24 protein-coding genes and 4 pseudogenes are annotated in these 26,605 nt (G+C 45.0%); 4 read left to right on the top strand and 24 right to left on the bottom strand.

Annotated features, from left to right (window positions below; translation table 11 throughout):
• Positions 1-422 precede the first annotated feature (422 nt).
• The 12 genes and pseudogenes from G9U52_RS23675 to G9U52_RS23720 all read right to left on the bottom strand — a co-directional run bounded on the left by G9U52_RS23675 (position 423) and on the right by G9U52_RS23720 (position 8,806).
• Positions 423-584: a hypothetical protein gene (locus tag G9U52_RS23675; protein WP_166153116.1), complete on the bottom strand. Its 162-nt coding sequence runs from the start codon at positions 582-584 to the stop codon at positions 423-425.
• A gap of 17 nt (positions 585-601) precedes the next feature.
• Positions 602-724 (bottom strand): annotated as a pseudogene (locus G9U52_RS41780) (hypothetical protein); the annotation flags it as partial.
• Complete coding sequence (locus tag G9U52_RS40185; RefSeq protein ID WP_243767525.1) at positions 724-1,776, bottom strand: glycosyltransferase family 2 protein; 1,053 nt, start codon at positions 1,774-1,776, stop codon at positions 724-726. The gene G9U52_RS40185 and the pseudogene G9U52_RS41780, both read right to left, overlap by 1 nt.
• A gap of 141 nt (positions 1,777-1,917) precedes the next feature.
• Positions 1,918-2,553 (bottom strand): annotated as a pseudogene (locus G9U52_RS40190) (glycosyltransferase); the annotation flags it as partial.
• Between the two features lie 34 nt (positions 2,554-2,587).
• Positions 2,588-3,148: a glycosyltransferase family 2 protein gene (locus G9U52_RS23685; RefSeq protein WP_166153118.1), complete on the bottom strand. Its 561-nt coding sequence runs from the start codon at positions 3,146-3,148 to the stop codon at positions 2,588-2,590.
• Between the two features lie 17 nt (positions 3,149-3,165).
• On the bottom strand, positions 3,166-3,387 hold the full coding sequence (locus tag G9U52_RS23690; RefSeq protein WP_166153119.1) for a glycosyltransferase family 2 protein: 222 nt from the start codon (positions 3,385-3,387) through the stop codon (positions 3,166-3,168).
• Between the two features lie 332 nt (positions 3,388-3,719).
• Positions 3,720-4,349 (bottom strand): bis(5'-nucleosyl)-tetraphosphatase (symmetrical) YqeK, encoded by a 630-nt coding sequence (gene yqeK / locus G9U52_RS23695; RefSeq protein ID WP_166153120.1) that lies wholly within the window; start codon positions 4,347-4,349, stop codon positions 3,720-3,722.
• 209 nt (positions 4,350-4,558) lie between these two features.
• Entirely contained in the window at positions 4,559-5,209 is a 651-nt protein-coding gene (locus G9U52_RS23700; RefSeq protein ID WP_166153121.1) for an HAD family hydrolase, read from the bottom strand.
• Between the two features lie 974 nt (positions 5,210-6,183).
• Complete coding sequence (locus tag G9U52_RS40195; protein ID WP_243767516.1) at positions 6,184-6,453, bottom strand: SDR family NAD(P)-dependent oxidoreductase; 270 nt, start codon at positions 6,451-6,453, stop codon at positions 6,184-6,186.
• Between the two features lie 132 nt (positions 6,454-6,585).
• A complete protein-coding gene (locus G9U52_RS23710; protein WP_166153123.1) occupies positions 6,586-7,245 on the bottom strand; it encodes an NAD(P)H-dependent oxidoreductase in 660 nt (219 codons plus the stop codon).
• Between the two features lie 174 nt (positions 7,246-7,419).
• Positions 7,420-8,145 carry a DsbA family oxidoreductase gene (locus G9U52_RS23715; protein WP_166153124.1) on the bottom strand — a complete coding sequence of 242 codons (726 nt, stop codon included), beginning with the start codon at positions 8,143-8,145 and terminating at the stop codon, positions 7,420-7,422.
• A gap of 139 nt (positions 8,146-8,284) precedes the next feature.
• Positions 8,285-8,806 (bottom strand): nuclear transport factor 2 family protein, encoded by a 522-nt coding sequence (locus tag G9U52_RS23720; RefSeq protein ID WP_166153125.1) that lies wholly within the window; start codon positions 8,804-8,806, stop codon positions 8,285-8,287.
• A gap of 947 nt (positions 8,807-9,753) precedes the next feature.
• Here G9U52_RS23720 and G9U52_RS23725 point away from each other — a divergent pair.
• On the top strand, positions 9,754-10,095 hold the full coding sequence (locus tag G9U52_RS23725; protein WP_375790279.1) for a winged helix-turn-helix transcriptional regulator: 342 nt from the start codon (positions 9,754-9,756) through the stop codon (positions 10,093-10,095).
• Between the two features lie 15 nt (positions 10,096-10,110).
• Here the strand turns inward: G9U52_RS23725 and G9U52_RS41445 are convergent.
• The 6 genes and pseudogenes from G9U52_RS41445 to G9U52_RS23755 form a co-directional block, all read right to left on the bottom strand.
• Positions 10,111-10,221 (bottom strand): annotated as a pseudogene (locus tag G9U52_RS41445) (MBL fold metallo-hydrolase); the annotation flags it as partial.
• Between the two features lie 628 nt (positions 10,222-10,849).
• On the bottom strand, positions 10,850-11,983 hold the full coding sequence (locus tag G9U52_RS23735) for an extracellular solute-binding protein (protein ID WP_166153127.1): 1,134 nt from the start codon (positions 11,981-11,983) through the stop codon (positions 10,850-10,852).
• A complete protein-coding gene (locus G9U52_RS23740; RefSeq protein ID WP_166153128.1) occupies positions 11,980-13,764 on the bottom strand; it encodes an RNA polymerase sigma factor in 1,785 nt (594 codons plus the stop codon). The genes G9U52_RS23735 and G9U52_RS23740 overlap by 4 nt, the downstream gene beginning before the upstream one ends.
• 234 nt (positions 13,765-13,998) lie before the next feature.
• A pseudogene (locus tag G9U52_RS41785) lies at positions 13,999-14,076 on the bottom strand (hypothetical protein); the annotation flags it as partial.
• A 33-nt stretch (positions 14,077-14,109) separates the two neighbouring features.
• On the bottom strand, positions 14,110-14,598 hold the full coding sequence (locus G9U52_RS23750) for a DinB family protein (protein ID WP_166153129.1): 489 nt from the start codon (positions 14,596-14,598) through the stop codon (positions 14,110-14,112).
• Between the two features lie 665 nt (positions 14,599-15,263).
• Positions 15,264-15,950 (bottom strand): NAD(P)-dependent oxidoreductase, encoded by a 687-nt coding sequence (locus G9U52_RS23755; RefSeq protein WP_166153130.1) that lies wholly within the window; start codon positions 15,948-15,950, stop codon positions 15,264-15,266.
• 208 nt (positions 15,951-16,158) lie between these two features.
• Between G9U52_RS23755 and G9U52_RS23760 the strand changes: the two genes are divergently transcribed.
• Positions 16,159-16,716, top strand: coding sequence for a TetR/AcrR family transcriptional regulator (locus G9U52_RS23760; protein ID WP_166153131.1), 558 nt, complete (start codon positions 16,159-16,161; stop codon positions 16,714-16,716).
• A gap of 617 nt (positions 16,717-17,333) precedes the next feature.
• Here the strand turns inward: G9U52_RS23760 and G9U52_RS23765 are convergent.
• Together G9U52_RS23765 and G9U52_RS23770 are read right to left on the bottom strand one after the other, a co-directional pair.
• Entirely contained in the window at positions 17,334-18,314 is a 981-nt protein-coding gene (locus G9U52_RS23765; protein WP_166153132.1) for an aldo/keto reductase, read from the bottom strand.
• 185 nt (positions 18,315-18,499) lie between these two features.
• Positions 18,500-19,501 carry an aldo/keto reductase gene (locus tag G9U52_RS23770; RefSeq protein ID WP_166153133.1) on the bottom strand — a complete coding sequence of 334 codons (1,002 nt, stop codon included), beginning with the start codon at positions 19,499-19,501 and terminating at the stop codon, positions 18,500-18,502.
• 174 nt (positions 19,502-19,675) lie between these two features.
• Here G9U52_RS23770 and G9U52_RS23775 point away from each other — a divergent pair, with 174 nt between their 5' ends.
• Together G9U52_RS23775 and G9U52_RS23780 are read left to right on the top strand one after the other, a co-directional pair.
• A complete protein-coding gene (locus tag G9U52_RS23775) occupies positions 19,676-20,593 on the top strand; it encodes an AraC family transcriptional regulator (RefSeq protein WP_166153134.1) in 918 nt (305 codons plus the stop codon).
• A gap of 410 nt (positions 20,594-21,003) precedes the next feature.
• On the top strand, positions 21,004-21,855 hold the full coding sequence (locus G9U52_RS23780; RefSeq protein WP_166153135.1) for an aldo/keto reductase: 852 nt from the start codon (positions 21,004-21,006) through the stop codon (positions 21,853-21,855).
• Positions 21,856-22,050: 195 nt separating this feature from the next.
• Here G9U52_RS23780 and ggt read toward each other — a convergent pair whose 3' ends face one another.
• The 4 genes from ggt to G9U52_RS23800 all read right to left on the bottom strand — a co-directional run bounded on the left by ggt (position 22,051) and on the right by G9U52_RS23800 (position 26,605).
• A complete protein-coding gene (gene ggt / locus G9U52_RS23785) occupies positions 22,051-23,604 on the bottom strand; it encodes a gamma-glutamyltransferase (protein WP_166153183.1) in 1,554 nt (517 codons plus the stop codon).
• Between the two features lie 106 nt (positions 23,605-23,710).
• Entirely contained in the window at positions 23,711-24,673 is a 963-nt protein-coding gene (locus G9U52_RS23790; protein WP_166153136.1) for an ABC transporter ATP-binding protein, read from the bottom strand.
• Entirely contained in the window at positions 24,657-25,664 is a 1,008-nt protein-coding gene (locus G9U52_RS23795) for an ABC transporter ATP-binding protein (RefSeq protein ID WP_311764912.1), read from the bottom strand. The genes G9U52_RS23790 and G9U52_RS23795 overlap by 17 nt, the downstream gene beginning before the upstream one ends.
• Before the next feature lie 29 nt (positions 25,665-25,693).
• Positions 25,694-26,605, bottom strand: coding sequence for an ABC transporter permease (locus G9U52_RS23800; RefSeq protein ID WP_243767517.1), 912 nt, complete (start codon positions 26,603-26,605; stop codon positions 25,694-25,696).

The raw sequence follows: 26,605 nt of genomic DNA on the forward strand, positions 1-26,605 counted from the left end.
AGCAGTTCTTTAGAATGTATATAATACGATATATTCAAAAGAATCAAGATAATAAGAAATAATAAAGAGGTTTTTATAGGGACATGTTTCATTAATTTCATATGGGTCATCCTCTTCATGTAATTGCTAAACAAAAGTGGACAGAAATTGATTGTCATCGTGCATTATATCAAATTTTGTAACAAAATGATTGTTTTTGGCGAAAATTCAACACTACCGGGACTATAGATGGACAAGTCACTTCAATTATAACAAGAATAATTCAAATTACCTAAAGACATAACAAAAAAAAGGCCGCAATTTACAGCCAAGACCTGAAGGATATGGTTCTCTTCTTGTGAAATAGAATTAAAGATACCCGTTATTTCACAATCAACAAAGCCTGTCACCTTCAACAAATCCCGAATTTCTGGGAATGTCATTTATTTAATCGTCATTCCCTTTTCCTTGACATTCCTGACGAACTGAATCGCTTCTGCTCGGGTAAGCAAATCCCGTCCTTTATATCCAGCAACTGTAGCAGATGTTTTACCATGGGAATAGCCCTTATCCAGTATATATTGACCAGCCTCGTTCGACCCCATGACCACACTGACCCATCTTTTTTTAGTGCCAGATTATGATCCGCAGAGCTTGCCGTTATCGCTACCATTTCCGTAAGACCACTTACCTTTATAGGCTCTGCCTCAAACCAGCGATTCCTCACTATATACACACATTTCATTACCTAATGCCCAAGCTCTCAAAATACTTTCTGTTGGCAAGCACACTTGGTTCATTCGGAACAAAACCGGCTGCCTTTTCATTGTGGCGAAAGGCTTCTTCATGCTGCCCAAGCCTATCGAAGCATACGCATAGCTGTAGGTGTGGAACCCAGGTCCAACTGGAATGCTGCAGCATCGCAAAGCTATCTGTCGGTTTCTTCAGCTCAGTCGCCAGCTTGTACCAGAATATGGCTTCTTCATATTGACCTTCCTTCATATAAAGAAATCCAAGCTGGCAGCAGATTTCTGCACGTGGCAGCGCATAGACAAACGATTGCAAAGCCTTGGCTTTTGCTCCATCTACTTGCCCCAGCTCCGCTGCACAGTCTGCTGCACGGCCGCAGGCTCGTATTCGATCCTCTACCCAACAATCAGGCCGTTGCAAAAACTGCTCGTATTTCTCAATCGCAGGTTTCCAAAGTCCGTGATCAGCAAGCTCATTGGCATAATAGAACAGATCACGTGACGAAAAGATCTCGCCCGCCGCTTCATGCTTCTCATAAATATGTAAATTGCGATCCGAGTTGCCATGCATCCTGTCATGTGTAACACTAATATCCGCATATTGGATGTTTCCTGCCACATGTAAATATTCGTGGACGTATCCTATCCATTGAAAATGCTTTTCCCGTTTTACCAGTCGATTTCTACGCAGGCTTGTTACCGCATTACCATATTCATCACGAGAAAGAACATAGTTCATCGAAACAGAATCCACATTCCATTCCAATTCGGCAATAAGCTCTTTTAATTTATCAGCATCTGCAGGTAAGATCACATCATCTGCATCCAGCCATAAGATATATTCTTGGGTAGCCTTACTGAAAGCGTAGTTTCTTGCTTTGGAAAAATCATTAACCCATTCAAAATCGAATATTTGATCCGTGTACATTTGCGCGATCTGTTTCGTGGTGTCATTCGAACCCGTGTCTACGATAATAATCTCATTAACCAGCCCTCGAACACTGGACAGGCAACGTTCAAGGGTTTGCTCTTCATTTTTGACAATCATGCACAAACTTACCGTTATCGGTTTCTTCCAATTAAGCAAAGCTTGTGAAATATCTAATCCCCATTTTTCGGTCGCTTTCGCTTTATTGACATGAAGCAACTTTCCGTACCAATAGGGATCTTCCGGAAACAAATCTGGAGGTTTACTATAGCGGACGAAACAATCCTTAGCTATATACAAACCATAACCAGACTGCATGGCATGATAACAAAAGTCATCATCCTCGAACGATTCCAATCCGAACCGCTCATCAAACCCGCCTAGCTGGTCGTATACATTCCGGCGAACAGCTAGCATTTGACTAAGAAGCCTTGTCACTTTTTGAACTTGTTCTGCATATTCCTTAATAAACATTCTAGCTACAGCACTCAACTGACCCATACTGCTAATGGGTAAGGAAATGGGAATACACTGCTCTCCACTGACATCATTGCTTACTGGACCAACCATTCCTGCATCTGGATAACGTTTCATACAACCGGTTAACGACTTCAGCCAGCCCTTAGAGACCGTCATGTTATCACGCAAGAACACAAGCAGTTCGCCACTTGCATTGGCTGCGCCAAGATTGTAGCCTGATGCTACCCCACTTCGTTCTGGTACTGTGATCGTTGTTATCCCTTTCTTGTCCATGCTTAATAGCTCGGCTATTTCATCCGAGCCTCCATCGTTTACGACAATTAATTCGTAAGAGCCTGTAGTAGATCGCCGAATGCTCTCAAGACACTGTCCAACCATGCTAAAATGCTGAGCCAATACTATAATGCTTGTCTTCATTAGAAACCTCCTCCAAGATTCATTTAAATTCCAGCTACGAGTTAGTTCTTACATGTGAGGCAGTACTCGTAACGATCATACATAAGCTTACTGTAACTGGCTGCTTCCAATTAAATAAGGCTTCAGTAAGATTATCCCATGCAATGGCTCTATTACGGCCTAATTGCAGAGCATACCAATTGGGAACCTCCTTTACCAAGGGAGGTGGTGCCACATATTGGACAAAGCAATCCTCGGCTACATATAATCTACATCCAGCTTGGAGAGCTCGATAACAGAGGTCATCGTCCTCGTAGCTTTCAAGGGCAAATCTTTCGTCAAATCCTCCCAATTCCAGAAATAATCCCTTATTTATAATAAATAAATTACTGATAATTCTCGTCACTCTTCGATAACGACCTTTGTTCATAACACTTAACCCTTTAGAAACATTATTTAATTGCTCCATATTGTCACTATAAAAAGAAGTTCTTTGCCTCCCACTAATATCATTGCTTACTGGACCTACTAAAGCTGAATCACCGAATTTATCCAAAGACGCACCAAGGCTGCCCAGCCATCCCGCAGATACAGCCATATGATCCCGGATGAACACCAAACGAGTCCCGCTCGCTATCGCCTCACCTTGGTTATAACCCTGGCTACGCCAACATATTGTGCATTGGTTATGATCTTAATATCGTCGCTCATATTCAACCATCGGGCAATTTCTGGTGAAGCTCCATCATTGATAACAATTAATTCATAGGAACCCTCTGTGTACAACCGGATTCTAGATAAGCATTGCTTCAACAATTTTTCCTGCTGAGCCAATATAATGATACTGATCTGCATAAAGCTACTTTCTAGTAATGTTTTGCTATTTCTAAAAACAACTTTAAAAACTCTTTATAAATCTACATTATTTAATAAACATATTTTACCTTAAAACTTCCGCAAGAATCCATATTATCCACATTTTTTATAAACGATATTCAAGTAGTACTATTAAACTAAATTAGCTGAATCTGGACATGACTAGACACCTGCTAGAATCTTCTCCCATATCCATAGATCCGCTTTTCCGCACACAAAAAAAGGCTGCATTAGGAATATCCCCGCGCAGCCTTTTTGCAACTAGCCTATTTCACAATCCCCTTTCTCCTTCAATAGCTTGCTAGCAGATGTTAATGCCCTCTTGAATAACCTTCCAAAATCTCTTTTCTCGCCTTAATTAGCCATGGGTGTACAAGTTTTAATATATTGCGTTGGTCCCAAATGTGATTGAGATATATTAATATTGCCTTATCTATGTCTAGTTTAATTACTTCTTCTCTCATTTCTTGTAAGTAAGGATGTTCTCCAGGTAATTTCCACGAGATCTTATCAGAAACAAATAATATCTTATCAGTCATATTTGAGTTTGGCTTATGGGTTGTATGAATTTCAATTGCATTTAATATCTCATCATCAGTAATTCCAAAAATATCTTGAGCCATGTACTTTGATAATTTCTGATGTACGCTTCTATCAAATTTTTGTTCTTCCTCAAGCACTTCAATTGACAGTTTTTTGGCCATTTCCAGCATTGTAGAGATTGGAATTACGTTACTAATATCATGTAAAAGAGCTGCAGATACGACCTTAGAAGGCTTAATTTCATACAAATTGGCTATACGATTAGCTTCCTCGGCAACCTCTAATGTATGATTTAACGTCCGTAAATCATTATTAAAATTGAAGAAAGTATGTATATCTTTACTTAAATCTCCTGTGAAAACGAGACGTCTCGTGTAACAGCTAAACATGTCATTCATGGTTGTTATCCTCGCTTTACATTAATTTCTGCTAACGTTGTTGTATTTGCAAACCCGAGAGCCTTAAAGGAGGGAAGCGGCTGGGTCCGTCAGGACTTAGGCACGCAGGGTTGTCTACTTAATCGACTTCTTCGATATCCCTCTTGCAGACCGAGGCCTTCAGACCGCTACGTAGATATGGTGTTATCCGATGTTGCATCTTCTTCGAATCACTGGAAAAGTGCCCTTAACTTATCTGTATCTAATTCTCCAAAATCTTCTATGATTAATTCACACCCACTCATATCTTCATTTACGTGTTTTAAGCCCTTAAATCCAATACATTTCATTCCTGCCCTCTGGGCAGCAATTTTTCCGTTATTGGAGTCCTCAATTACAACACATTCACTTGGTCTTAAGGTTAATTTACTACTTGCATTTACATATATTTCAGGATCCGGTTTTGATAATGATACATCCTCGTCGCAAAGACATTTATCAAACAATCGACCAATGTTAAAGATATCCAATACAGCGTTCATTCTCTTTCTTGATGCACTTGTAGCTAAAGCGGTATGTATTTCATTTTCTTGTAGGTCTTCTAGTAACGATCTTACACCCGGTACTAAACCAATTCCTCCATACAAACTTATTTCACGATCTACATCGTACGTGTTAATTAATTCAGAAAGATCTTGTGACAATTTGAATTCTTGTTTAACCTTTTGCCAATATTGACGTGAACTTAAACTCCCCCATCGCTTTATCTCTTCAATGGAAAGATTACAGCCATAATTATTTGCTGTTTCATGCAAAAGTTGATAAGCAACCGAATGAGAATCTATAATAACTCCATCCATATCAAATATTACTGCTTTCATTGTGTCATCTTTCTCTCCTTCCATGAAATGCTAAAGATCATTAAAAAAGTCATTATAGGAAATTTCGGATAACGTTGTTGTGTTCCCGACGTCTTACCGACTTAAGGCCCGACTGGGCCTGCCGCAACGTGGTTAGGCGTGCAGGGTTGTCTTCTGAATACGCTTCCTCGAAATCCCTCTCTCAGACCAAGGCCGTTAGACCGCAGCGTAGATAATGTACCGCCACTTCGCTTTTATTCCTTAGAATCAATATCAAATATAATGAATTTATAACCTGAACCAATATTCTTTACTAATCTCATTCCAAATCGTTCTATATGTATCCAATCAAAAATCTCATCAATCCCCGCAGTGGGAACACGATCTTAGAAGATGTATCGGCCTACCTCGAACTACTTACAAAAAAATAAAACATCAAGCTGTTAGACCTGATGTTGTAAAATCCAATGTTCTATATCACTTCGTTAAGCGTTTCTAATTTATTCTGGTTTTTTGACTTGAGAAATTCAACAAAATCCATAGTGGTACCTCCAAATACTTATACATCCAGTATACACCAAAGTAATAAGTTTTTTAACATTTGCTTCTTGAACTGCTCACACACATGTTATAAATCGCCGATATTTCTTCTAACGTTGTTGTATTCCCGAGCCCTAGAGGCTTAAGCCGCATAGCGGCGGGTCGAAGACTTATCCTCGCAGGGTTGTCTGCCTCTGATTCTACTTCTCCGAAATGCTTCAGGCAGACCAAGGTTCGGCGTAGCCGAGCCGCAGCGGGAATCCGTTGTTATCAGATGCCCTTGTCTTCTTCGAATCACTTTCAATTGGATTGACCATACGCAATCCATTTGTCGTATTCACGAGTTTCAAAATGGGGATCTTTGAAGTCAAAGCCGCTAATCACATGTCCACGTGACGAGACAGATACAACTCTAGCCCCTTTTGCTTTGACTAAAGCTTGCCAAAGTCTAGCTGCTAATTGGAAATGCCCAAATGGTTAGTAGCAAACTGGGATTTGTACCCGCGGTTATCACGCGCAAGCGGCGATGCCATTATCCCAGCGCTATCGACAAGAATATGCAATGGACGGTTTGAATTAAGAAAGCGTTGGGCGAATGCATCAATGGAGGATGGATCTAAAAGATCCAATGATTCTAATTCAACTCCAGGAATACTGGAAACTGAAGCCTGAGTTTTCTCTGGTGTACGCGCTGGAATAATGACTCGCCGTCGTTCGAGGACCAAATCCTGAATGAATAGGCGTCTGTTTCGTTACTTCGTTATTATTCTTTTGCATTTGTATCTTCCTCCATTGTTAAGAATTTTAGGAGAAATCCATTCTCTACTATTTAATGAGAGTATACTCTACGCCCCTTCTCAAACGAATAATGCGATATCTTCCATCGGGCGTCTTTTCTTATGGCGTCCTTGCCGTATCCGATAACCAAAAGCCACCATGACACTAAGGCTAAATTCATCCTCGCCCAGTAGCCCTCTCTTTTGAAGTAGGTCATTAACGGCGTCTAATTCGAATCCTTCAATGGCACATGAATCTACTCCAATATGTGCTGCAGCCGTCATCATATTTCCAAGTGCAATGTATGTTTGTTTTGATGACCAGTCCAGCAAAGCTCTTTCAGAATCTAGATGCAGGTCATTATAAAATTTTTTATAAGCCTCTCCCATTCCGCTGAAAATTTCCAAGGGCATCTGCAGTATTTGGGTTTGATGTTCTATCATATATGGAGAATCAAAAGTGAGACCTTTTCTGGCCAAAATTAAAACGAAATGACTTGATGAAGGAAGCTGTCGCGCTGCACCGTACGCATGCGGAGCTAATTCACTTCTAAATTCGGTGCTCTGTACAATAAGGAATTTCCAAGGCTCATTCCCCCCCGAACTAGGAGACAGCCGGCCAGCCTCTAGAATAAATCGGAAATCTTCTTCTGAAATTTTCTTCTCAGGGTCGAACTCTTTTGTTGCATGTCGGTAGTTGAAAGTCTCTATCATCTCTAATCTTCTTATTGTGGTATCCATGTTTCCTCCCAATTTCTAAAAGTAGTGCTCAGGGATATTGATTATCGTGATCACAACCCCGAACAAAGAGATCAAAAAGCTCAAATAGCCTAATGAGCAATGATAGAAGAGATTATGATTTCTTTTGCTCTAGTTAACCCTATGATCCGATCCTGGAGCCCCTATAATTGTTATTTAATCACCGTTATTCGGTACTTCGCATGTCCCATCTTCACAAAGAGAAGCTTTAGGATCAACAGAAGATGATTTAAATGGAATAATCGGGTTTTCTTCCTTCCAAGCTTGCTCTAACGCTTCTGCGAATACCTCCGCTGGTTGAGCTCCGGAGATGGCATATTTGTCATTGATGACGAAATAAGGAACGCCGCGTATCCCTGCTCGTTTCGCAGCCCATTCATCAGCCATTACTACATCACGGAATCGATCGCTTGCCAACATCGCTGTCGTATCTTCAGCATCCAAACCTGATTGTACGGCAAGGTCAACTAAGGTATTCAGATCATCCAAGTACAAAGAATCTGTGAAATATGCCCGGTACAGCCTTTCCAGCAAATCATCCGCTTTACCAAACTGCATGGCATACTGTAGCAGGCGATGCGCGTTAAATGTATTAGTGGGTTTGGCTTTATCGTAGTTAAATTTCAGACCATCCTGTTCAGCACGCCTCGAAATATCATCCTGCAATGCCTTCATATGTTCGCGAGTCGATCCCTGTTTAGCAGCAGCCAGCCCAGCGACATCATCCGATGGATTCACCTGCATATGTGGATCTAGTTCGAAGCTTCGATAAACGATTTCCACTGACTCTGGATGAGCAAGCTTCTCTAAACCTGCTTCAAAACGACGTTTGCCTATATAGCAAAACGGACATATTATATCTGTCCAAACTTCTACTTTCATAATCACATTCTCCTTTGCTCCAAGAGTTGTTGAGGGGCAAGCAAGCCCCCCTGCTTCTGCTTGATGCTGTCATAATCGTAACGTTTAGATGAATGGTGACGCCTTAGCAGCACGGACGAAATCAGCCGTAAGAGATAGTTTATTGGGATGTGTTCCAGTTAGCGAGAGGATCCATCCGGAATCGGGTTAAAACCAAATTGCTGATTTTCCAGACACCCTCTACACGCTCATACGTTTCCCTGTATTGGCCATACCCGTTATGCCCTTCTGGAGCGCCCTCCTTGTCAGGAAAAGTCAACAAATCTTCCATCGCCCAGATACCTTTAGCATGATTTTCATCGATCCAATCAATCTCCGGCATATGTCCATGATGAACAGTAGGCGCTGCTCCTACAAGGTCACGTATCACTGTGCTAAATTCTTCCCCGTTTTTGAACACATGTCCATCTGGTTCAAGTTTCACATCATCCGTAAAAATTTTTGCTAACTCAGACCAATTCTTTTCATCCACAAAGCGAAAATAACGTGCTTTTAGTTTTTTGATCTCTTCGATGTCCTCCAAACGTTGGTATCTTTGTTCAAGTTTATTGATTTTATCAAGTAGAATTTCTTGCTCATTTATAACTTCTTGCTCATTTATAACTTCTTGCTTGTTTGTCATATAGATGTCTCTCCTTCTTATTTTTTATTAAAACGATCGATCCTTCGTTTTGTTAATTTCTCCAAGATACTTTTCAAAAAGTTGGGTATCGAAAGATAAATAATAGGAAGTGGTTGAGTATTCTGTGTCTACATAAGTGAATAACCTCTTCTCATTTAGGATGCATTGAAGCATCAATTGCCTCGGAACCAACTATAGCAGGTATTAATCTTTTTCATAAGAAGGCAATTTTTTTATATATGCTTTATAAAAATAAAGTTACGCGCGGCACGAAGAATCATATGTGGTGTCTCCTATTCAAAATTAAAATGGTCTGCGTGACGATTAGAACTTTTTTTGCACTGAATTTACGCATGAAAAAAAGGCGTAACTTGTGTTACGACGATGGAAGTCAGCCCCAGCGGCAAGAAAGCCAAACCGATAGTTAAAGACGAATAGCCAAGCTCATGGAAGTACAATGTCAAGAAGTAGTTGAAGCTAGTCGTATAAGAAAACTTCAAAAACCCGATAATACTAGACGTCAACGGATTTTTAGCATATCTTTCAATCATCATGAAAACGGCCAATACCAATATCCCGATAATCAACATGGCGATCTCGCCGCCGACCAGCTTCCGTCGACATCCGGCATTGAAATGCCGTAGACCAAAGCGAAAATACCTGCCAATACGGAAATCAATTCGAGGATAGCAATGGATTGTTTCGGAATCCTATAGCAAACGCCCGACGACCGATCCTGCTGCCGCTCCCCCAGACCGGATTCATGCCAAGGGAGCGAGCGCGAAGACCGTTAAACCCATCAATAATACGCGTTTTCTTCTGACCAAATCGCTGGCTCGTCCCCCGCTCATCATAGTGACATTTCAAAACATTTTTTACTATAATGCAATTCAAAACACTTACTTTATTTTTAGGTCTAATCATAAAATGAATTGGAGATGAAAAAATTGGAATCTTCCAAGTTTGAAAGTAATTGTATATCATCGATTTCTGAAGTTTTGCAATTTTTTTCAGGAAAATGGGCTTTTCTAGTGATAACAGAGCTTTTAAAGGAGCCTCAGCGTTTTAATCAATTGCGAAGAAATTTAGGTAATATTAATACAAAAGGTTTAACAGATACATTAAGGAATTTAGAAGAACATCAAATTATTAAACGTCAAGTATTTCCTACCGTTCCAGTGACAGTTGAATATTCAATTACTGAAAAAGGACAAGCCTTTTCGAATGTGTTTACGGAAATAAATCGATGGAAAACCGAATGGGATTCTCCCGTCCAAAAATCATTTTAATAAGATAGTTTATGGTGTACGTATGTTTTTGCCTCCAAGCTTACGTGCTTGGAGGCAATGCTCACAGCCGCAAAATGCATTCGGAAAGCCCTCTGTAGCTGCAGTACCTAGAAAATGAATTTTCATATAAAGTCCTCCTGTCAATCCTAAAGAACGGATTTCCTCTCTACGATCGTCGTTTAGGTGATCCCTCATTTTTATCAACATCATGGACTGCAGCGTCTACTGCGTTGGTAAGCCTTTAACTCCCACAAAGAACAAGATCATGTTGTTACTTCTCATGCTCTGAGTATCGCCCCCCTGATAGCATATTCAATGACATATACATTAAATTGTGTAAATTAAGTATTTCGCATCAGAGTTCCAAGCTATTTCAACGATTTCTATATCAGTGTATGCCAACTTTTCTATACCCTAAAATCCACAAAAATGATTCATATGTATGTCAAAGCTGTCTGACATGGGTTTGAGTATTATGAATGTGTGTTCTGTATTAAAAAGCAAGGGGGGATAAAACGGTTTACATGGGGATATTAATCCGTAGCTAATATTGAATTACGCCTAACGTTCTTATTTTCACGGGCCCGAGAGGCTAAGCTCGAGTAGCGACAGGGAGGCTTCGCAGGGTTGTCTGCTTAAATTCGCTTCATCGAACAGTACAAGGCATTGTCGGACAAGCATCACCAATAAATTGAAATAAACAAATGGAGCCCTCAATCCCAAAGGAAGGAGGCCACCCATTTTTCATTAAAGGTTACGCGTATCGATGCCAAGACTTCAACATTTGCCGCACATCGGCACCCTCGTTTATCATTTTGACGATATCTTCGTTGATAAGTTGGCGGGACGTGTTCCATTTATCACTGATATAAAAGCCGCTAACCTGAACCGTGTCCAGCTCCTTCAGAAATCGGGACCATAACCGGTGGCCGCTCATACCGCTTTGCTCTGCCAGTGTTTTTGTGATCGGCAAAACCCGAGTCTGCTCGAAATTATGGGGCTGCTGTAGAATGTAATGCTGGATAAATGCCCAAGCCAGCTCAGGCTGCTTGGATTTCGTCGTAACTCCACACCCGCCCATGTAAATCATATTGGCTTCAGTCCCGCCCGGCATCTGCGGCAATCCGACAATCCCATATTGGTCGGACAGATCATTGTTTTCCAATCCGCCTACGAACCATGTAAAACCAAAAACGAGAGCAAAGCCTTGATGTAAATGACCAGCTTCCGAAGGCTCTCCCGGCTTGCGTACTGCCTGGTGCTCGCGATACATATCGATCATTTTCTGAAATGCCTCGATGGTTGCTTCACTATCGATATAGCTTCTGGCTGTCGCTCCGTCTGGGGAGAGATAGCTTCCGCCATTACGCATAATAAAAGGTTCGTAGTTCTCAATATCCGGTCCCGTAGCAAAACCAAATTGCTTCGCGACACCGGTCTCACCGCGAATGGTGAGCTTGTTGGCCATTGCCATCATTTCATCCCACGTCCAATCTTCAGTTGGATAAGCAAGCCCAGCGGCATCTAACATCGATTTTTTGTAGAGGATTAAGGGGAGGGACACATCTATTGGGAGACCTGGCAGCGTTCCATCCTTCGTTGCTACTCGCATAATTCCGGGATTCAAATCATCTTCAAGCCCCCTCGTCTCCCTGACGTATGGCAGCAGATCGATGAAGACGCCTTTGTGATTGAATAACCCCCAGCCGCCCGAATCCATAATGTCCGGTGCATCGGCCTTGAACATCCGAAGCGATTCAAAGTTATCTGCAGCCTGTTCGACAATGATCTCCACATCAGGATATGCCTGCTCAAAAGAAGTTTTGGCTCTCATTAAATGATCTACTTTCTCGAATTGCGTTAAAAATCTTAATTCCCGTTTACTCATTCATGTTCCTCCCGATTCCATAAGTTTAACGCATTCTCCAAATAACCGACTCCAGCAGTTTCAAACTCTTTGGCTTTCCTCAAAAGTGACGCACATATGACCATGGTTTCTTGCGTGAGCGGGGTCGTAGTTCGTATAAAAGGAACTCTCTCTCCCACCGATTCCAGTGATTCGGCAGCTTGTTCATAAGCTTCAGCTGCCAGCAGTACGAGACGCATCGGTTCTCCAGTCAGAGGTACGGTCTTCAAATATTTCGCGGCATAGCGCTTCGCTTCTGCATACACCGCAGTCAAATGGCCCATCCCATAGCGGTTCGGCAGCAGCGTCGAGTTCTCCAAAAACCCAATCCATCGGTCATACGCAGCAAGCCCTGAGGTATAACATAAGTAGACGGTCATTGGCGTATAGGAACAACCCGAACGAGCATAACGTACAACTTCCTGCAGCTTCCGCAGTGCTTGCCCCACCTCAGACCGTTGATTACCAGCTTCCGCGAGCGGTTTCCTACTATCAATCACAGCCACAAATCGCAGTGGATTTTCCGCCAAATCTTCATAGGATAGCTGCTTCCCTTCAGGCAACATGACGTCCGTCACATGGACCTCCTGCTTGGTATCGTCGTACCCATAAATAAGCGCCCACTCATGAATATGCGGAGATATCGCTAGAGTATCGAAATACAATACCGGCTTACCTTCATCAATATACCTGCGAATAAAAGGAAGGATCGCCTCCTCCATCGGCAATACGACTGGAAACCGTTCTGCCGCCGCCAGCAAAGGCACCGGTGCATGAGACAACTGACCGCAAACGATGCTTACCTCATAACCAAGCTCATCCATAAACGAACGAAGCGTCTGTCTCCAGTCAAAAACATAAATCCCGTCCGCATACGAGGTTTTATTTGAAATCTTCATACGAAAAGCAAATTCTGAACGACCCATCAATTCGACCATTGTCCGCCTGTCACCCATTGCCGCAAGCATGTGTCCGATCCGGTCAACGAACGTCGTCATGACTGAACCTGCTGCCGGCCACTCAGGCAAGGGAACTTTTTGTACTGTATTCAATTCGACTCCTCCTTTGTTGGGAGGGAGATCCAGCATGACGCGAACATGTGCCTGACGAAGCTTACGTCGTGAACGATGGAGGTAGGTATATACGGATCCGGTCGTTGTCTGATACATCTCGGCAATCTCAACCGGTGACAGCTGCCGAAAGAAATGGGCCTCAAATATGCCCCTTTCCTTGCGGTTCAGACAATGCAGGAGCGTGTGGATCGTCTCGTTCAACTCCTTGCGAAGCAGCAGCTCTGCAGGGTCACTCTCCTCAGCGGCTGCTTTCGTATACGTCGCGTTCAAATGATGCAGGATGCTGTCAAGATTTTCCCAATCGATCTTCCCGCTTGCAGCAGTATCCGCATCCGTCCACCCGCTGACGGGTCGCTCCCTTCTGTACGGACCTCCGCGCCTCAAGCGCATATTGGCCTGATTGTGCACAATTCGGTGCAGCCAAGGGAGAAAACGGCTCGTGTCTGCCAATGTACCAACGTGGAGAAAGGCACGAATGAGTGCATCCTGTACGATGTCATCCGCCAGATGCGAATCTCTGGTCATCTGCTCCGCCCAACCCTTTGCCCGACCTCGGTGTGCCTGTATCAAATCACCAAAAGCTTCCGTATCCCCTTGTTTTGCCCTTTCCACAAGCATCTGCTCGTTAAGCCCTGTTGGAATTTGTTGTACCCGTTCACCCGTTTCCAATCGTTCCATACGCTCACGCACCTGCCTGCCCCCTAAATACCAAGCTTACTTGGGTCTTTCTATACTTAAGATGCCAGCTGAATCGATTCATTGAACAAATTGTACACAAAAATAACCAAAATGTTGCTTTTTTTCAAAAATAATATTTTAAAAATATATTTTACGATGCCAAATAAGCTTCCTGAGACTTCGTGATCAAAATTTTGAACAACCTCTTATAGAATTATCAAGACTGCTTATAACCTTTTATATAAACTAATCTGCCCGTCGCGTCGGGAAGTGACGGTAGAAAGTGCCGGTGCCGACCACCGCCACGCGTGCGACCTGCTCTAGAGTGGCGGCTGCGTCCTGGTCACTGAATCACCGTTATTGTTCGTCCGCGCTGGGGCCGTACATCCCTGGAACCGGTATTCCGAGCAGTCGGAGATAGACCGTCAACTGACCCCGATGATGATAAACGTGATTGAACATCAGCGTGCGCACCATGTCGATCCGTGGCGATTCCAAGACGGTCTCCCCCTTGCTGACGAGCTTCCAGGTATCCCTTAGCCCGTCTTCTCCCCATTCCCGAAGCTTGCTCTCGGCGAGAGACACGCTCCATTCCAGCGCTTCGAGCAGTTCTTGCCGGGTGGACGGCTCCGGCAGCGGAACGACCGGAACTTCGCTGACCGCCTCGTCCAGCAATAGAGCCAGCCCTCCGGGCACTCCCGCAGCGTGTAGGGCGAGCTGTCCTAATGACATCGATCTCGGGTGAGGTCTCCAAGCGAATTTGTCTTCCGGGAGCCTTTCGAGAAGCGACCGCGTCGACTCGGCTTCCCTTTTCAATTCGCCGCTCCAATCCTCAATAACGTTCATAATAATATCCTCCTCTGGCCAAGGCCGTTCATCATCTCAATCCTATCACGCCATGCGAGCGAACGTTTCTTACGGATTGCGGAAATCGAGAAAATCGGTGTTCGAGGAGTAAAGACATTCCGTCATCCTAGGGGGCTGGCAAGTGATCTTTTATATTGTTACACCCGACGGATAAGTTAAGAAGGTCCACACCACAGTATCAATAATTTTTTTGGTAATTATCACCTAATATTACTATAGTTCGGTTCTGTTTATTGCACTATACTCCCTCTATGAAAAAAAGGGAGCAGCTGCCACGGCAATCTGCTCCCTAATTATTCAACTAACGTGCTCGTTTGTTCAATCGCCGTGTGGATACATGAATACTCACTCATTTCGAGCCCCAGTCGCGGTCCCCGCAGCAAAACTCTTTCGCAAAATCAGATTCATCCCCATTTGATAAGACGGTTTGCTTTCCTCAAACAAAAAATATCCCAAAAAAGTGAATGGGTCTGGTTGTGTGTCACTATGGAAATGATTACCTCCTCTTGGAGGAGCTTGAACGATCACATCTGGAAACTGCTGTCGGAGCAAAAGGCACTGGAGTAATGCAGCACGGCCGTTCTGAAGCAGCATGGATCGCGTTGAGTTCGACGAGAACTAGCGCTCCCTATAAGTCAACTCCATTACCTCCCTACGTTAACGATCTTCCTTACCCAGGTTGGCTCACTCGTCGCCGCCCGTACGAGGCAGTCCGCACAGTCTGAGAAGGGGAGCGGCTGAAACGGAGCGATGCGGGCTGAGGGTTCTGCCGTATATTTCAAAGTGGCAGCCACATCACGAAGTCCGGCCGGTCGTACAATAACCCAATCAAGGTCGCTCCGTTGCACCGCACGCTCGGCAATGGCCTTGTCCTTGATCGCCTTCGAGAAGATGCGCCGGTTAATGCGTATTGCCCACCGATTGACTGCGGAAAGTTCTTTCCCGTCGCTCAGACCAATGCCGCTCTGCATGACTAGGCGCTTAACTCCAGTACGCTGACAGGCCGCAAGGATATTCGGGATTCCCTCCGACATGACGGTACCTGGCGAGAAGTTTGCCGCAAGGATATTCGGGATTCCCTCGGACATGAAGGTACCCGGCGAGAAGTTTTTGGTTGGACCTATGCAACTGATTACCACATCTGTTCCGGCAATGGCTTTGGCCATACTCGACGCGTCGAATACATCCCCCTGCCGGGTACTGAGCCGCTCTGCGGGGGTGATGACTTCCGGCCGGCGAGCCACGGCTACAACCTCATGTCCCAATTCAAGAGCCCGCTCCATCACTTTCCTCCCAGTTGCCCCTGTTGCTCCAATAACCGCGATTTTCATTGAGATGTTCCTCCTTCGATTGGTGATTATGTTTAACTCTATCCGCTTATGTGCACATAAAATACACATTAGTGTATTAAGAAGCAACTATGTATAATTGTAAACAGAAATAGAAAGTCTACAATTATTAAAAAGGCAGGTTCCGTGCATTAGTTTACAAATCCTTTATAATTGTGTATTTATTTTCAGAAAAGCTGGTGATTCTCAAGTGTCAAAGATCGATCGAAGGATACGCAAATCCCAAGAAGCAATAAAAATGGCTGTTATTAAACTGATGAATGAAAAAAATTTTGATCAAATTACGATACAAGATATTTCCGACAGGGCAGATGTTAGCCGAAGAACCATCTATCTTCACTACATGGACAAATTTGATCTTTTGGATAAGCTCATCGAAGAACATATTGACAAGCTGCTGGAACTCTGCGATTCGGCAGGCAATGACGCCGATTATATGGATGCGGTGTTGTTATGGTTCGAGTATTTTGAGAGTCATTATTTATTCTTCTCCGCGATGCTAGCGAGTAAAGGGAGCTCTTTTTTCCGCAATCGATTCCTTGAGTTTTTCCTCCAAGAGTTAAAGAAAAAAGAGAACGATATGCCCGAAGGGAACAATCAAGGATTAACTGACGGTGAGGATGTTGATACTCAATTTTTAGGAGCGGCTATCGTAGGGGTAATGGAATGGTGGTTCAAGAATGGAAAGCCTTACCCACCTCACTTCATGGCACAACGAGTAGGGGCATTGTTAGAAAGGAATTTATAATTGATCTCACCTTTAAAGGTGATTCTCTCATTTTTACGACTTAGTCAATTTATTTAGAATAGACAAGTTAAAGAACCGTAAAAAGGGATTTCCAAGTACACACTTATTACACTATTCTCCCTCTATGAAGAGTAACTTTACTCATGAAATCTCGCTTATTCTTAGATATTCGATATTTTACAAACGGTGATGACAACGCTTTGATGGAATCAAGTTGAAACTGAAGAAATAGTTGGGGCTAGAAAAAGCACAAAAGAACATTTCCTTAGCCACATCTCATAAGAAAATGGTTACTTAGGTAAAGTATGGCTGCACTTATCCCGGGTACTTACGCCTTTGGCGTATAACGCGATGATTTGCTCTTCAATACCGGTCACATCCATTCCGGTTATCCACTCGGATCAGTGCAGCCATGATTACCGCAGTTGCCGTTCTATACAAGAGGTTAAGCTTGAAATTGATCGTTTTATTCGCTAAAAGATGACCCCTGTTCAATACAGGAATCATCTATTGTCCGCTTGATCAACGTCACTCTTTTTTTAAGTGTCCTTGACATGGGGTCCAGATTACTGCGTCTGCATTGCCCCCTTTTCTACTTTAAACCTCATTGCACACGATTACTTAAAACCAATGATTGGGTGCGGTACATACGACTCTTCTAAAAACGCAATTTCTTCAGGTGTTAACTTAATTGAAAGAGCTGCTACCGCATCTTCAAGATGAGATATCTTTGTAGCACCGATAATCGGAGCGGTTACCGGTTCTTTCTGCAGAACCCAAGCAAACGCAATTTGAGCCCGGGGGACACCACGTTTCTCTGCGATTGCCGCAACCCGCTCTACCACCAATCGATCGGCATTTGCAGTCGGATCGTATTGGGTTTTCTGCACTTGATCGGTTTCGGAACGATGTGTCGTTTCCTCCCAATCACGCGTTAATCTTCCTTTTGCAAGCGGGCTATACGGAATCACACCGATTTTTTCTTCCTTACAAAGCGGCAGCATCTCCCTCTCCTCCTCACGGTACATGAGGTTGAGATGATTCTGCATCGATACAAACCGGGTCCATCCATTTTTATCCGCTACATGTAACGCCTTCAGAAACTGCCATGCGTACATGGCAGAAGCGCCAATATACCTAGCTTTCCCCGCCTTCACAACATCATGAAGTGCTTCCATCGTTTCTTCGATTGGTGTTTGATAATCCCAGCGGTGGATTTGGTATAAATCCACATAATCGGTTCCCAGGCGTGTAAGGCTCTTATCAATTTCACTCATGATTGCCTTTCGGGAAAGCCCCGCACCATTTGGACCTTGATGCATAAGCCCGTGAACCTTTGTCGCCAGGACAATTTCATCCCGATTTGCATAATCCTTTAGAGCCCGTCCGACAATTTCCTCACTGGTTCCGTCTGCATACACATTCGCCGTATCAAAAAAATTGATACCAAACTCAAGGGCTTTTTTAATAATAGGACGACTGCGATCCTCATCAAGCACCCATGGATGATGCCACCTCTCTGCTACACCAAAGCTCATACAGCCAATACAAACCCGTGATACATCCAAACCGGTGTTTCCAAGTTTCACATATTCCATTTGATTGTTCCTCACTTTCGAATAATAGGGCTTCGTTCAACAAGAGCATTAAATATTAATTTTACGGTTACCGAGCCATTGATTGCCCGCTTGTTGTAAAGCCCATCACACTCTCTAATGACGAGGGAAGGTGGTCTGATCTTAAACTGATCTTAAACTGCTCTTAAACTGCTCTTAAACTGCTCTTAACTAAACTCTCGACGACGAGGTAATGAGAACCATAGCCCATCGAGCCACGCCAACTCCTCTTCCGTTAATTCATCCATGTCGGCAGCGCGCAGGCTAGCGTCCAATTGCTCTGGACGACTTGCACCAATGATCGCAGAGGTGATTCCTGGTTGTTGTGTGACCCAACGTACGGCCGTCGTGACCGGATCAAAATTGTGCTCTCGGCACCAAGATTGGTATCGTTCAACAGCGTCAAACGACGCCTCTTGCCAATAACGCTCCTGATACAATAAACCCGCATGGTTCCCGAGCCCAAAACGAGTCCCCTCTTGGACACTCGCGTTTCTCCCGTAACGGCCGGTCAACATGCCACCAGCGAGGGGGTTGTAACAAATAATTCCAACCCCCTCGTCAAGTGCCATCGGGACCAAGTCGTCCTCAATCATTCGAAACAAAAGGTTATAGCGCGGCTGAACACTAACCATACGGGCGTAATTTTTTCTGTCCGCAATTCCGTTTGCCTTCGCCACTTGCCAAGCACGCCAATTCGATACGCCAATGTAACGCACTTTGCCTTGAGCAACGAGATCATCAAACGCGCGCAACGTTTCATCCATGGGTGTGCTTGGGTCGAATTGGTGGGTTTGATAGAGGTCGAGATAGTCCGTTTTTAGCCGGCGAAGACTGTCGTCTACGGCGGTCATGATGTGCTTCCGACTCAACCCCCTATCATTGGACCCAGGTCCCATCGCGCCAAAACACTTTGTTGTGAGAACCACTTTATCTCGTTTGCCCTGCAGCCATTCTCCGATAATTGACTCCGTTGCACCCGCGATTGCATACGATGCCCGCCCAATTGGATACACATCGGCTGTGTCGATAAAATTCACACCTTCAGCAAAAGCTTTATCGAGAATCTCGAAAGAGGTCTTTTTGTCCGCCTGATTGCCGAACGTCATCGTTCCTAAACAAAGATTCGTCACTTGTAAACCCGTTCTTCCAAGTGAATGGATTTTCATCACAATTCCCCTCTCTTACTTGTTATGTTAAGGCCGTAACCTTATTATGTAATAAATAAAAAAAGATCGGTATCCCAATTGTCTTAAATGATTGCCTAATTCTCTCACTCCCACTTACGTTACAGACGTACATGCCTTATAATTGAAAAAGGATACAACAACAAGGAGGAGCCTATGAGTGAGGAAATACTAAAACAGCAGGTTGAGCTCGCCAAACTAATTGAGCGTCATTCGGGTCTGGAGGGAGTTTACGAGACCGCTATCCCATCTTTATTTTTTATTCACCGCTCTAATGTGACCAGACCCGTCTACAGAGTTTACAAGCCTTGCTTATGTTTCATAGCTCAAGGTCTAAAAGAGATATTATTGGCACAGGAGCGTTTTGAGTATGGCCCTGCCGACTACCTGATTTCATCCATGAACTTGCCGGTGATCGGCCGGGTCATAAAGGCTTCTTCCGACGCTCCGTATGTGAGTTTCAAACTTGAATTTACACAGAGTCAAATTTTAGAGGTTTTAAATGACTCTGAGATTCAAATCACCCCGAAAGAAAACGCTAAGCGAGCTATGTATGTCGGACAGATCGAGTTACCTATACTGGATGCGATACTCAGATTAGCTCGTTTGCTGGAACAGCCCAAAGACATTCCGTACCTTGCTCCCATCTACACAAGGGAAATTCTATACAGGCTTCTGCAAGGGCAATATGGAGTTGCACTGGCACAAATCGCAATGGAAGGAAGCAGCACCTATCGAATCAGGGACGCTATCGAACAAATTACGAATAACTGTGAGAAGCCTTTGCGAATTGAAGAGCTTGCAGAAACGGCCAGTATGAGTATTTCTTCATTTCACAGACACTTCAAAGAGGTAGCCGCTATGAGCCCTATTCAGTTTCAAAAACAGCTGCGATTGCAGGAAGCTCGGCGCCTTTTACTAGCCGAGTCAGCAGATGCCGCTGATGTAGCATTCCGGGTAGGCTACGAAAGTGCATCCCAATTCAGCCGTGAATATTCTCGGATGTTCGGTTCTCCTCCCAGAGCAGACATAAAGCGTCTCAAGGAAAAATATGACCATAACGTCCACGCGTGACCCTCTTGCCCAGAAGGGCTACAGAAAGCGCAAAAACATCTCCAACTAGACCATCCTCTGTTAAAATGGCTCTTAAGGTAGAGTGGTTGCACCTATGGATCTCCACATTGGCTTATGGCGGTCAACCCTCCCTTCTCCATCCCATATCATTCATTATCATGATATTTGTCTGTTACATAAGTGGTAGTGAGAGGATTAGGCAAACATTTGACACGAATGGGATAACGGTCGCTTTGTCATCTGGTGCATAATAAGGATGGGATAAGCCGGAGAGAATACATTGCTATGAGCAACACTTGGAAATTTACATGCTGACCCTTATAAGCTTTTGGTCGGTACGTCACAATTCATAATCTCAGATTATGATGAATTCGATTTACAAATAATTTTAAAAAACAGGAGGATTTTATATGCAAAAAGTAATGTTGAACAATGGTGTTGAGATGCCTATACTCGGTTTTGGTGTTTTTCAGATTACAGATCAAAATGAATGTGAACAAAGCGTTTATGACGCTATTATCGCAGGCTATCGACTGATTGATACAGCTGCCTCTTATCTAAATGAAGAAGCAGTTGGCAGAGCGATCAAACGGAGTGGTGTGGCAAGAGAGGAATTATTTATCACTACGAAACTTTGGGTTCAGGATACTGGCTATGAGCGCACAAAAAAAGCATTTGAAAAATCACTGGAAAGATTGCAATTGGATTATTTGGATTTGTATTTAATTCATCAGCCATTTGGCGATGTGTATGGCTCTTGGCGCGCTATGGAGGAATTGTATCGCGAAGGAAAGGTCCGTGCAATTGGCGTCAGTAACTTCCATGCGGATCGTCTGATCGATTTGATTATTCATAATGAAGTAGTTCCTGCCGTAAACCAGGTTGAAACGCACCCTTTCAATCAGCAAATCGAAAGTGCGGAATTCATGAAAGAGAACCATGTTCAAATCCAATCCTGGGCGCCTTTTGCTGAAGGAAAAAATAACTTGTTCCAGAATGAAGTACTGGTATCCATAGCTAAAAAATATAATAAATCCGTTGCTCAGGTGGTTTTACGGTGGTTGACACAAAGAGAAGTCGTTGTAATTCCAAAGTCTGTTCGTAAAGAAAGAATTATTGAAAACTTCAATATTTTTGATTTTGAATTAAGCCAAGAGGACATGGAGTCGATTCCTACGTTAGATACGAAACAGAGCCTGTTCTTTTCACATCGGGATCCTGAAATGGTGAAATGGATCGGTAACCGTAAACTTGATATCTAACAATCGCTATTTCGAAAGACAACCGGCAGGTTCTGATTACGCAAAATGAACCGAGAAATAAATCAGTATTTTACAATTAGTCGTTAAATAAGGAGCAGATGCACTTAGGAAATCTGCTCCTATTTCGTTTACAGTACTACTGAGGACCCAGATCCTATCATGAAAATAAGAGCGGGATGCTTTTAATCGGATCGGCTACCAGCCTATGGCACTTCCATCACTCCGAGGGTCAAAGCCCCCTTTAATAAGTCGGTTTTCGTCGATACGAATGGCCTGGGCTTGCCCCATCGCGCCATCATATGCCTTTACAGTATGCACGCTGTGTCCGGCGTGCATCAAAGCATCCACTACACCCGGATCTATCCGGCTCTCCACCTTCAACTGCTTTGGTGTATCTCCCCAATTCGTTCCCCATACAAAGCGTGGCTCATTAATCGCCTGCTGCGGGTCCATCTGGTAATCGACCATTCGCGTGAATATCGCGGTCTGCGTTTGCGGCTGTCCTTCGCCCCCCTGAGTACCATATAAAATACTAGGCTTGCCCTGCAGGCAGGCCATTGCTGGCATCAAGGTGCTGAAAGTACGCTTGTTAGGCTTCAAAACATTCACATGCCCCGGGTCCAGTGAGAAATAGGAGCCTCTGTTTTGGAGCATAATACCCGTCTCACCTGCAGTTACACCCGAGCCGAATGCGTAGAACAGGCTTTGGATAAACGAGACAGCGTTGCCCTCCTCATCGATGACAGCGGCATAAGCTGTATCATTTCCTTTGGGCTCGCTCTCTATCGAGCAGACCTGATCCATGCGAATGGAGGAAGCCAGCTTAGAGCCGTAGGTTTTGCTAAGCAGCCGCTCGAGTGGAACCGACGCATGCTCGGGATCGGTCAAGAACCGGTTCCGGTCGCGAAAGCTTAATTTCAGGGCCTCGATCTGCAGGTGATAATATTCGAAGGAGCCGTGTATGACGCGCTGTCCCAGATCAAACGGCTCCAGAATATTAAGCGCCATCAGACCGCTGAAGCCCTGCGAGTTCGGGGGCATCTGATAAACCTCGTAGCCCTTATACGTGCTTGAAATCGGAGCTACCCAGTTGCCGTGGTGTCCGGCAAAATCGTCCTTGGTCAATAATCCCTTCGCTTCGCCCAGAAAAGCGGCAATTTCACCGGCAATCCTGCCTTTATAGAAGGCATCCCTGCCCTCACGGGCAATTTCCTTTAAGGTAGCGGCCAAATGGGTCTGGACGAATGACTCTCCGGGATTCGGCAGTTTACCTGATGGCAGGTAAATATCCGAGGTGTACGGCGTTTGTGCGAGCAGCTCATATTCGGTCACTGTATGCTCGATCTGGTTACGCGATAAAGGAAAGCCGTGCTCGGCATAAGAAATCGCCGCTTCTAGAATGTCCGCCATCGGCAATCTTCCATATTCTTTATGCACGGCATACCAGGTATCGATCATGCCGGGGACTGTAATGGCGCTAAGGATTCCGCGCTTTGGAATCGAGGCCATTCCGTCAAAGGCATCGAGGCTGGCCTCGGCGCCTGATCGGCCGCTCCCGTTATAGGCTCTGACCTGGTTGTCCTGCCGATCATACAGCAGCCAAAAAGCATCGCCGCCGATTCCCGTCATATGCGGGTAAACAACCGCCAAAACGGAACTGACGGCAATCGAAGCGTCGATAGCGCTGCCTCCCTTGGCCAATATACGCGCCCCGGCTGCAGTTGCCAAATGATGCGGGCTGACAACCATAGCCTTGGTGCCGGTAATCGATTGTTGCTGGATCAATGGATAGTCACCACCTGACGTGTTCGAGATTGTTGCAGGCTTGCTGCTTGCGGATCAGTCCATATCCGCTTTAGTACAGATGGCAGGCAACATATTGCCCTGCTGCGATTGGTTTAAGCTCCGGTCTCTCTATCTTGCAAATGTCCATGCAGGCACGGCAGCGGGTATGAAAGGAGCAGCCGGAAGGCGGATTGGCCGGACTCGGGACATCACCTAAGAGGACAATACGTTCGCGGTTCAATCGTTTATCCGGATTGGGCACCGCAGATAACAACGCTTGTGTATAAGGATGTAGTGGATTGTCATACAAGGCATGCTTGGTCGACAGCTCCACAATACGGCCCAGGTACATGACGGCGATACGATCGCTAATATGCCGGACTACCGACAGATCATGGGATATAAACATATAGGTTAGCTTGAATTGATCCTGAAGATCCCTCAGTAAATTAAGAATTTGTGATTGGATCGATACATCCAATGCCGATACGGGCTCGTCGGCTACAATAAGCTTCGGATTCGTAATTAATGCACGGGCAATACCAATTCTCTGCCTCTGTCCCCCTGAGAATTCATGCGGATAACGATGATAATGATAGTTAGACAAACCAACCACTTCCAGGATGTCCTTAACGCGATCTCTGCATTCGGCACCGGTTGCGATCCCATGCAGCTTTAAGGGCTCTTCCAGTGTATCGCCAATCGTCATACGTGGGTTCAATGAGGAGTACGGGTCCTGAAATACAATCTGCATATGACGCCTCATCGCCCTGAGCTCCTTGCCTTTCAGAGTCGAGAGATTCTGCCCTTGAAACATCACGACCCCACCGGTCGGATCTGTTAAATGAAGGATGGTCCGCCCTGTTGTCGATTTACCGCAGCCTGACTCGCCGACGATGCCGAGTGTTTCCCCGACTTGAATATCGAACGAAACCTCATCGACCGCTTTGACAAAGCTCTGCGGCTTACCGAATCCGCCTTTATGAATCGGAAAATACTTTTTCAGGCCTTTAACCTCAAGAAGTGTACTCATAGTGTTGATCCTCCTTCGACTGCGATTCTGCATGCAGCCAGCAGCGGCTCCGCTGTCCATCTGCCACTTGAAAGAGCGGCGGCGATTGCTCCAGACAAATCGATTTCGTGTGAGGACATCTCGAGGCAAATCGGCAGCCCTGCTTGACTGTACCCGGCAAAGGCACATTACCCGTGATCGAGTCGAGACGTTCCTGTACACGATTGAGCTTCGGTGTTGACTTCAGCAGCCCTTGCGTATACGGGTGAGAGGGATTGTCAAAAAGCGTGCTGACATTAGCCTCCTCGACGATCTGTCCCGCATACATAACAAACACCCGTTCGCACAGCTCCGCAATAACCCCGAGGTCATGCGTAATAAAAAGAATCGAGGTGCCCTGCCGATTACGAAGCTCCAGCATCAGATCCAGAATCTGCGCCTGGATCGTCACATCCAGCGCCGTGGTAGGCTCATCGGCTATCAGCAAATCCGGCTCGCAGGACATCGCCATCGCAATCATCACCCGCTGCCTCATACCGCCTGAGAGCTGGTGCGGATATTCGTCGATAATTTTGTCAGGCCTTGGAATGTGAACCTTTTTGAGCATTTCGATCGCGTGTATCCGGGCTTGCTTGCCGGAGTACCCGCGATGCAGCATGACCGCCTCGGAAAGCTGGAAGCCGATCGTGCGTACAGGATTAAGCGAGGACATCGGGTCCTGAAAAATCATCGCCAGCTCATTACCCCGCATCCTGCGCATCTCTTCATCCGTCAGGTTTAACAGGTTAATGCCTTTGTAGAGCACCTCGCCTTCTTTAATGCTAACACCTGTTTTGGGCAGCAGTCTCATAATGGACAGTGAGGTCACGCTCTTGCCGCAGCCGGATTCACCGACAATTCCGATGATTTCGCCCTTGGCGATTGACATATCGATCCCATCAACAGCCGGAATGATGCGCCCTTTGCTAATAAATTCGGTTTTTAGTCCTTTGATTTCCAGGAGATTATCCACAGATCCCACCTCATTTTCTTGCCGGAATATTACCGGTTCGTCTTAGGGTCCAGTACGACTCTGATTCCGTCACCCAACAGATTAAAACTGAGCACGACCAGGAATATCGCAATCCCGGGCCACAAGGCAAGCAAGGGCTCAATGTTTAAATATCCCTGCGCATTATACAGCATCGATCCCCAGGACGGCTCCTCCGGTCTGGCACCCAGACCCAGATAGGACAGCCCCGCTTCCTGGATGATGGCAGATGCCATCGCCAACGTAATCTGCACGAGAATCGGCGGCATCGAGTTGGGCAGTACGTGTCGAAACATAATTCGCCAGTCGTTCGCACCGATGGCTTTGGCGGCCTGGACAAATTCCAGATTGGATACGCTCATCACCTGGGCACGGGTAATCCGGATAAAGGAAGGTATGAACCCGATTCCAATGGCAGCCATCGCATTATAGAATCCGCCCCCAAGAGCAGAAGCCATCGCAAGTGCGAGAATTAATGAAGGAAATGCCTGCATCGCATCGACGACTCGCATAACCACCCATTCGTCCCAGGCTCCCCGGAAGTAGCCTGTTATCAAACCAATCGGTACACCTATCAATACGGCGATACCTACCGATATAACAGCTGCCTGAATCGTAAGCCGGGCACCATACAGCAGGCGGGAGTAGACGTCACGGCCCAGATCATCGGTGCCTAACCAATGTCCGGCCATCGGCTTTTGCAAGGTGGCCGAATAGTCTTGATCGGTTATCGGATCATGTGTAGCCAAAAGCGGTGCAAAAATAGCGAGCACCAACAGCAGCAGAATGATCAGGGCGCCAGCCATGGCCAGCTTGTTTTTGGAAAAGTCACGTAGAAAGCCCAGCCATCTGTTTTCTTTTTTCTCCATATCGTGAAGCTGCTGCGAGTTCAAGCCCGTAGTCATGCCGGAAGTCTGGCTCAA

This window comes from Paenibacillus agricola, from assembly GCF_011440305.1.
GTDB lineage: Bacteria > Bacillota > Bacilli > Paenibacillales > NBRC-103111 > Paenibacillus_S > Paenibacillus_S agricola.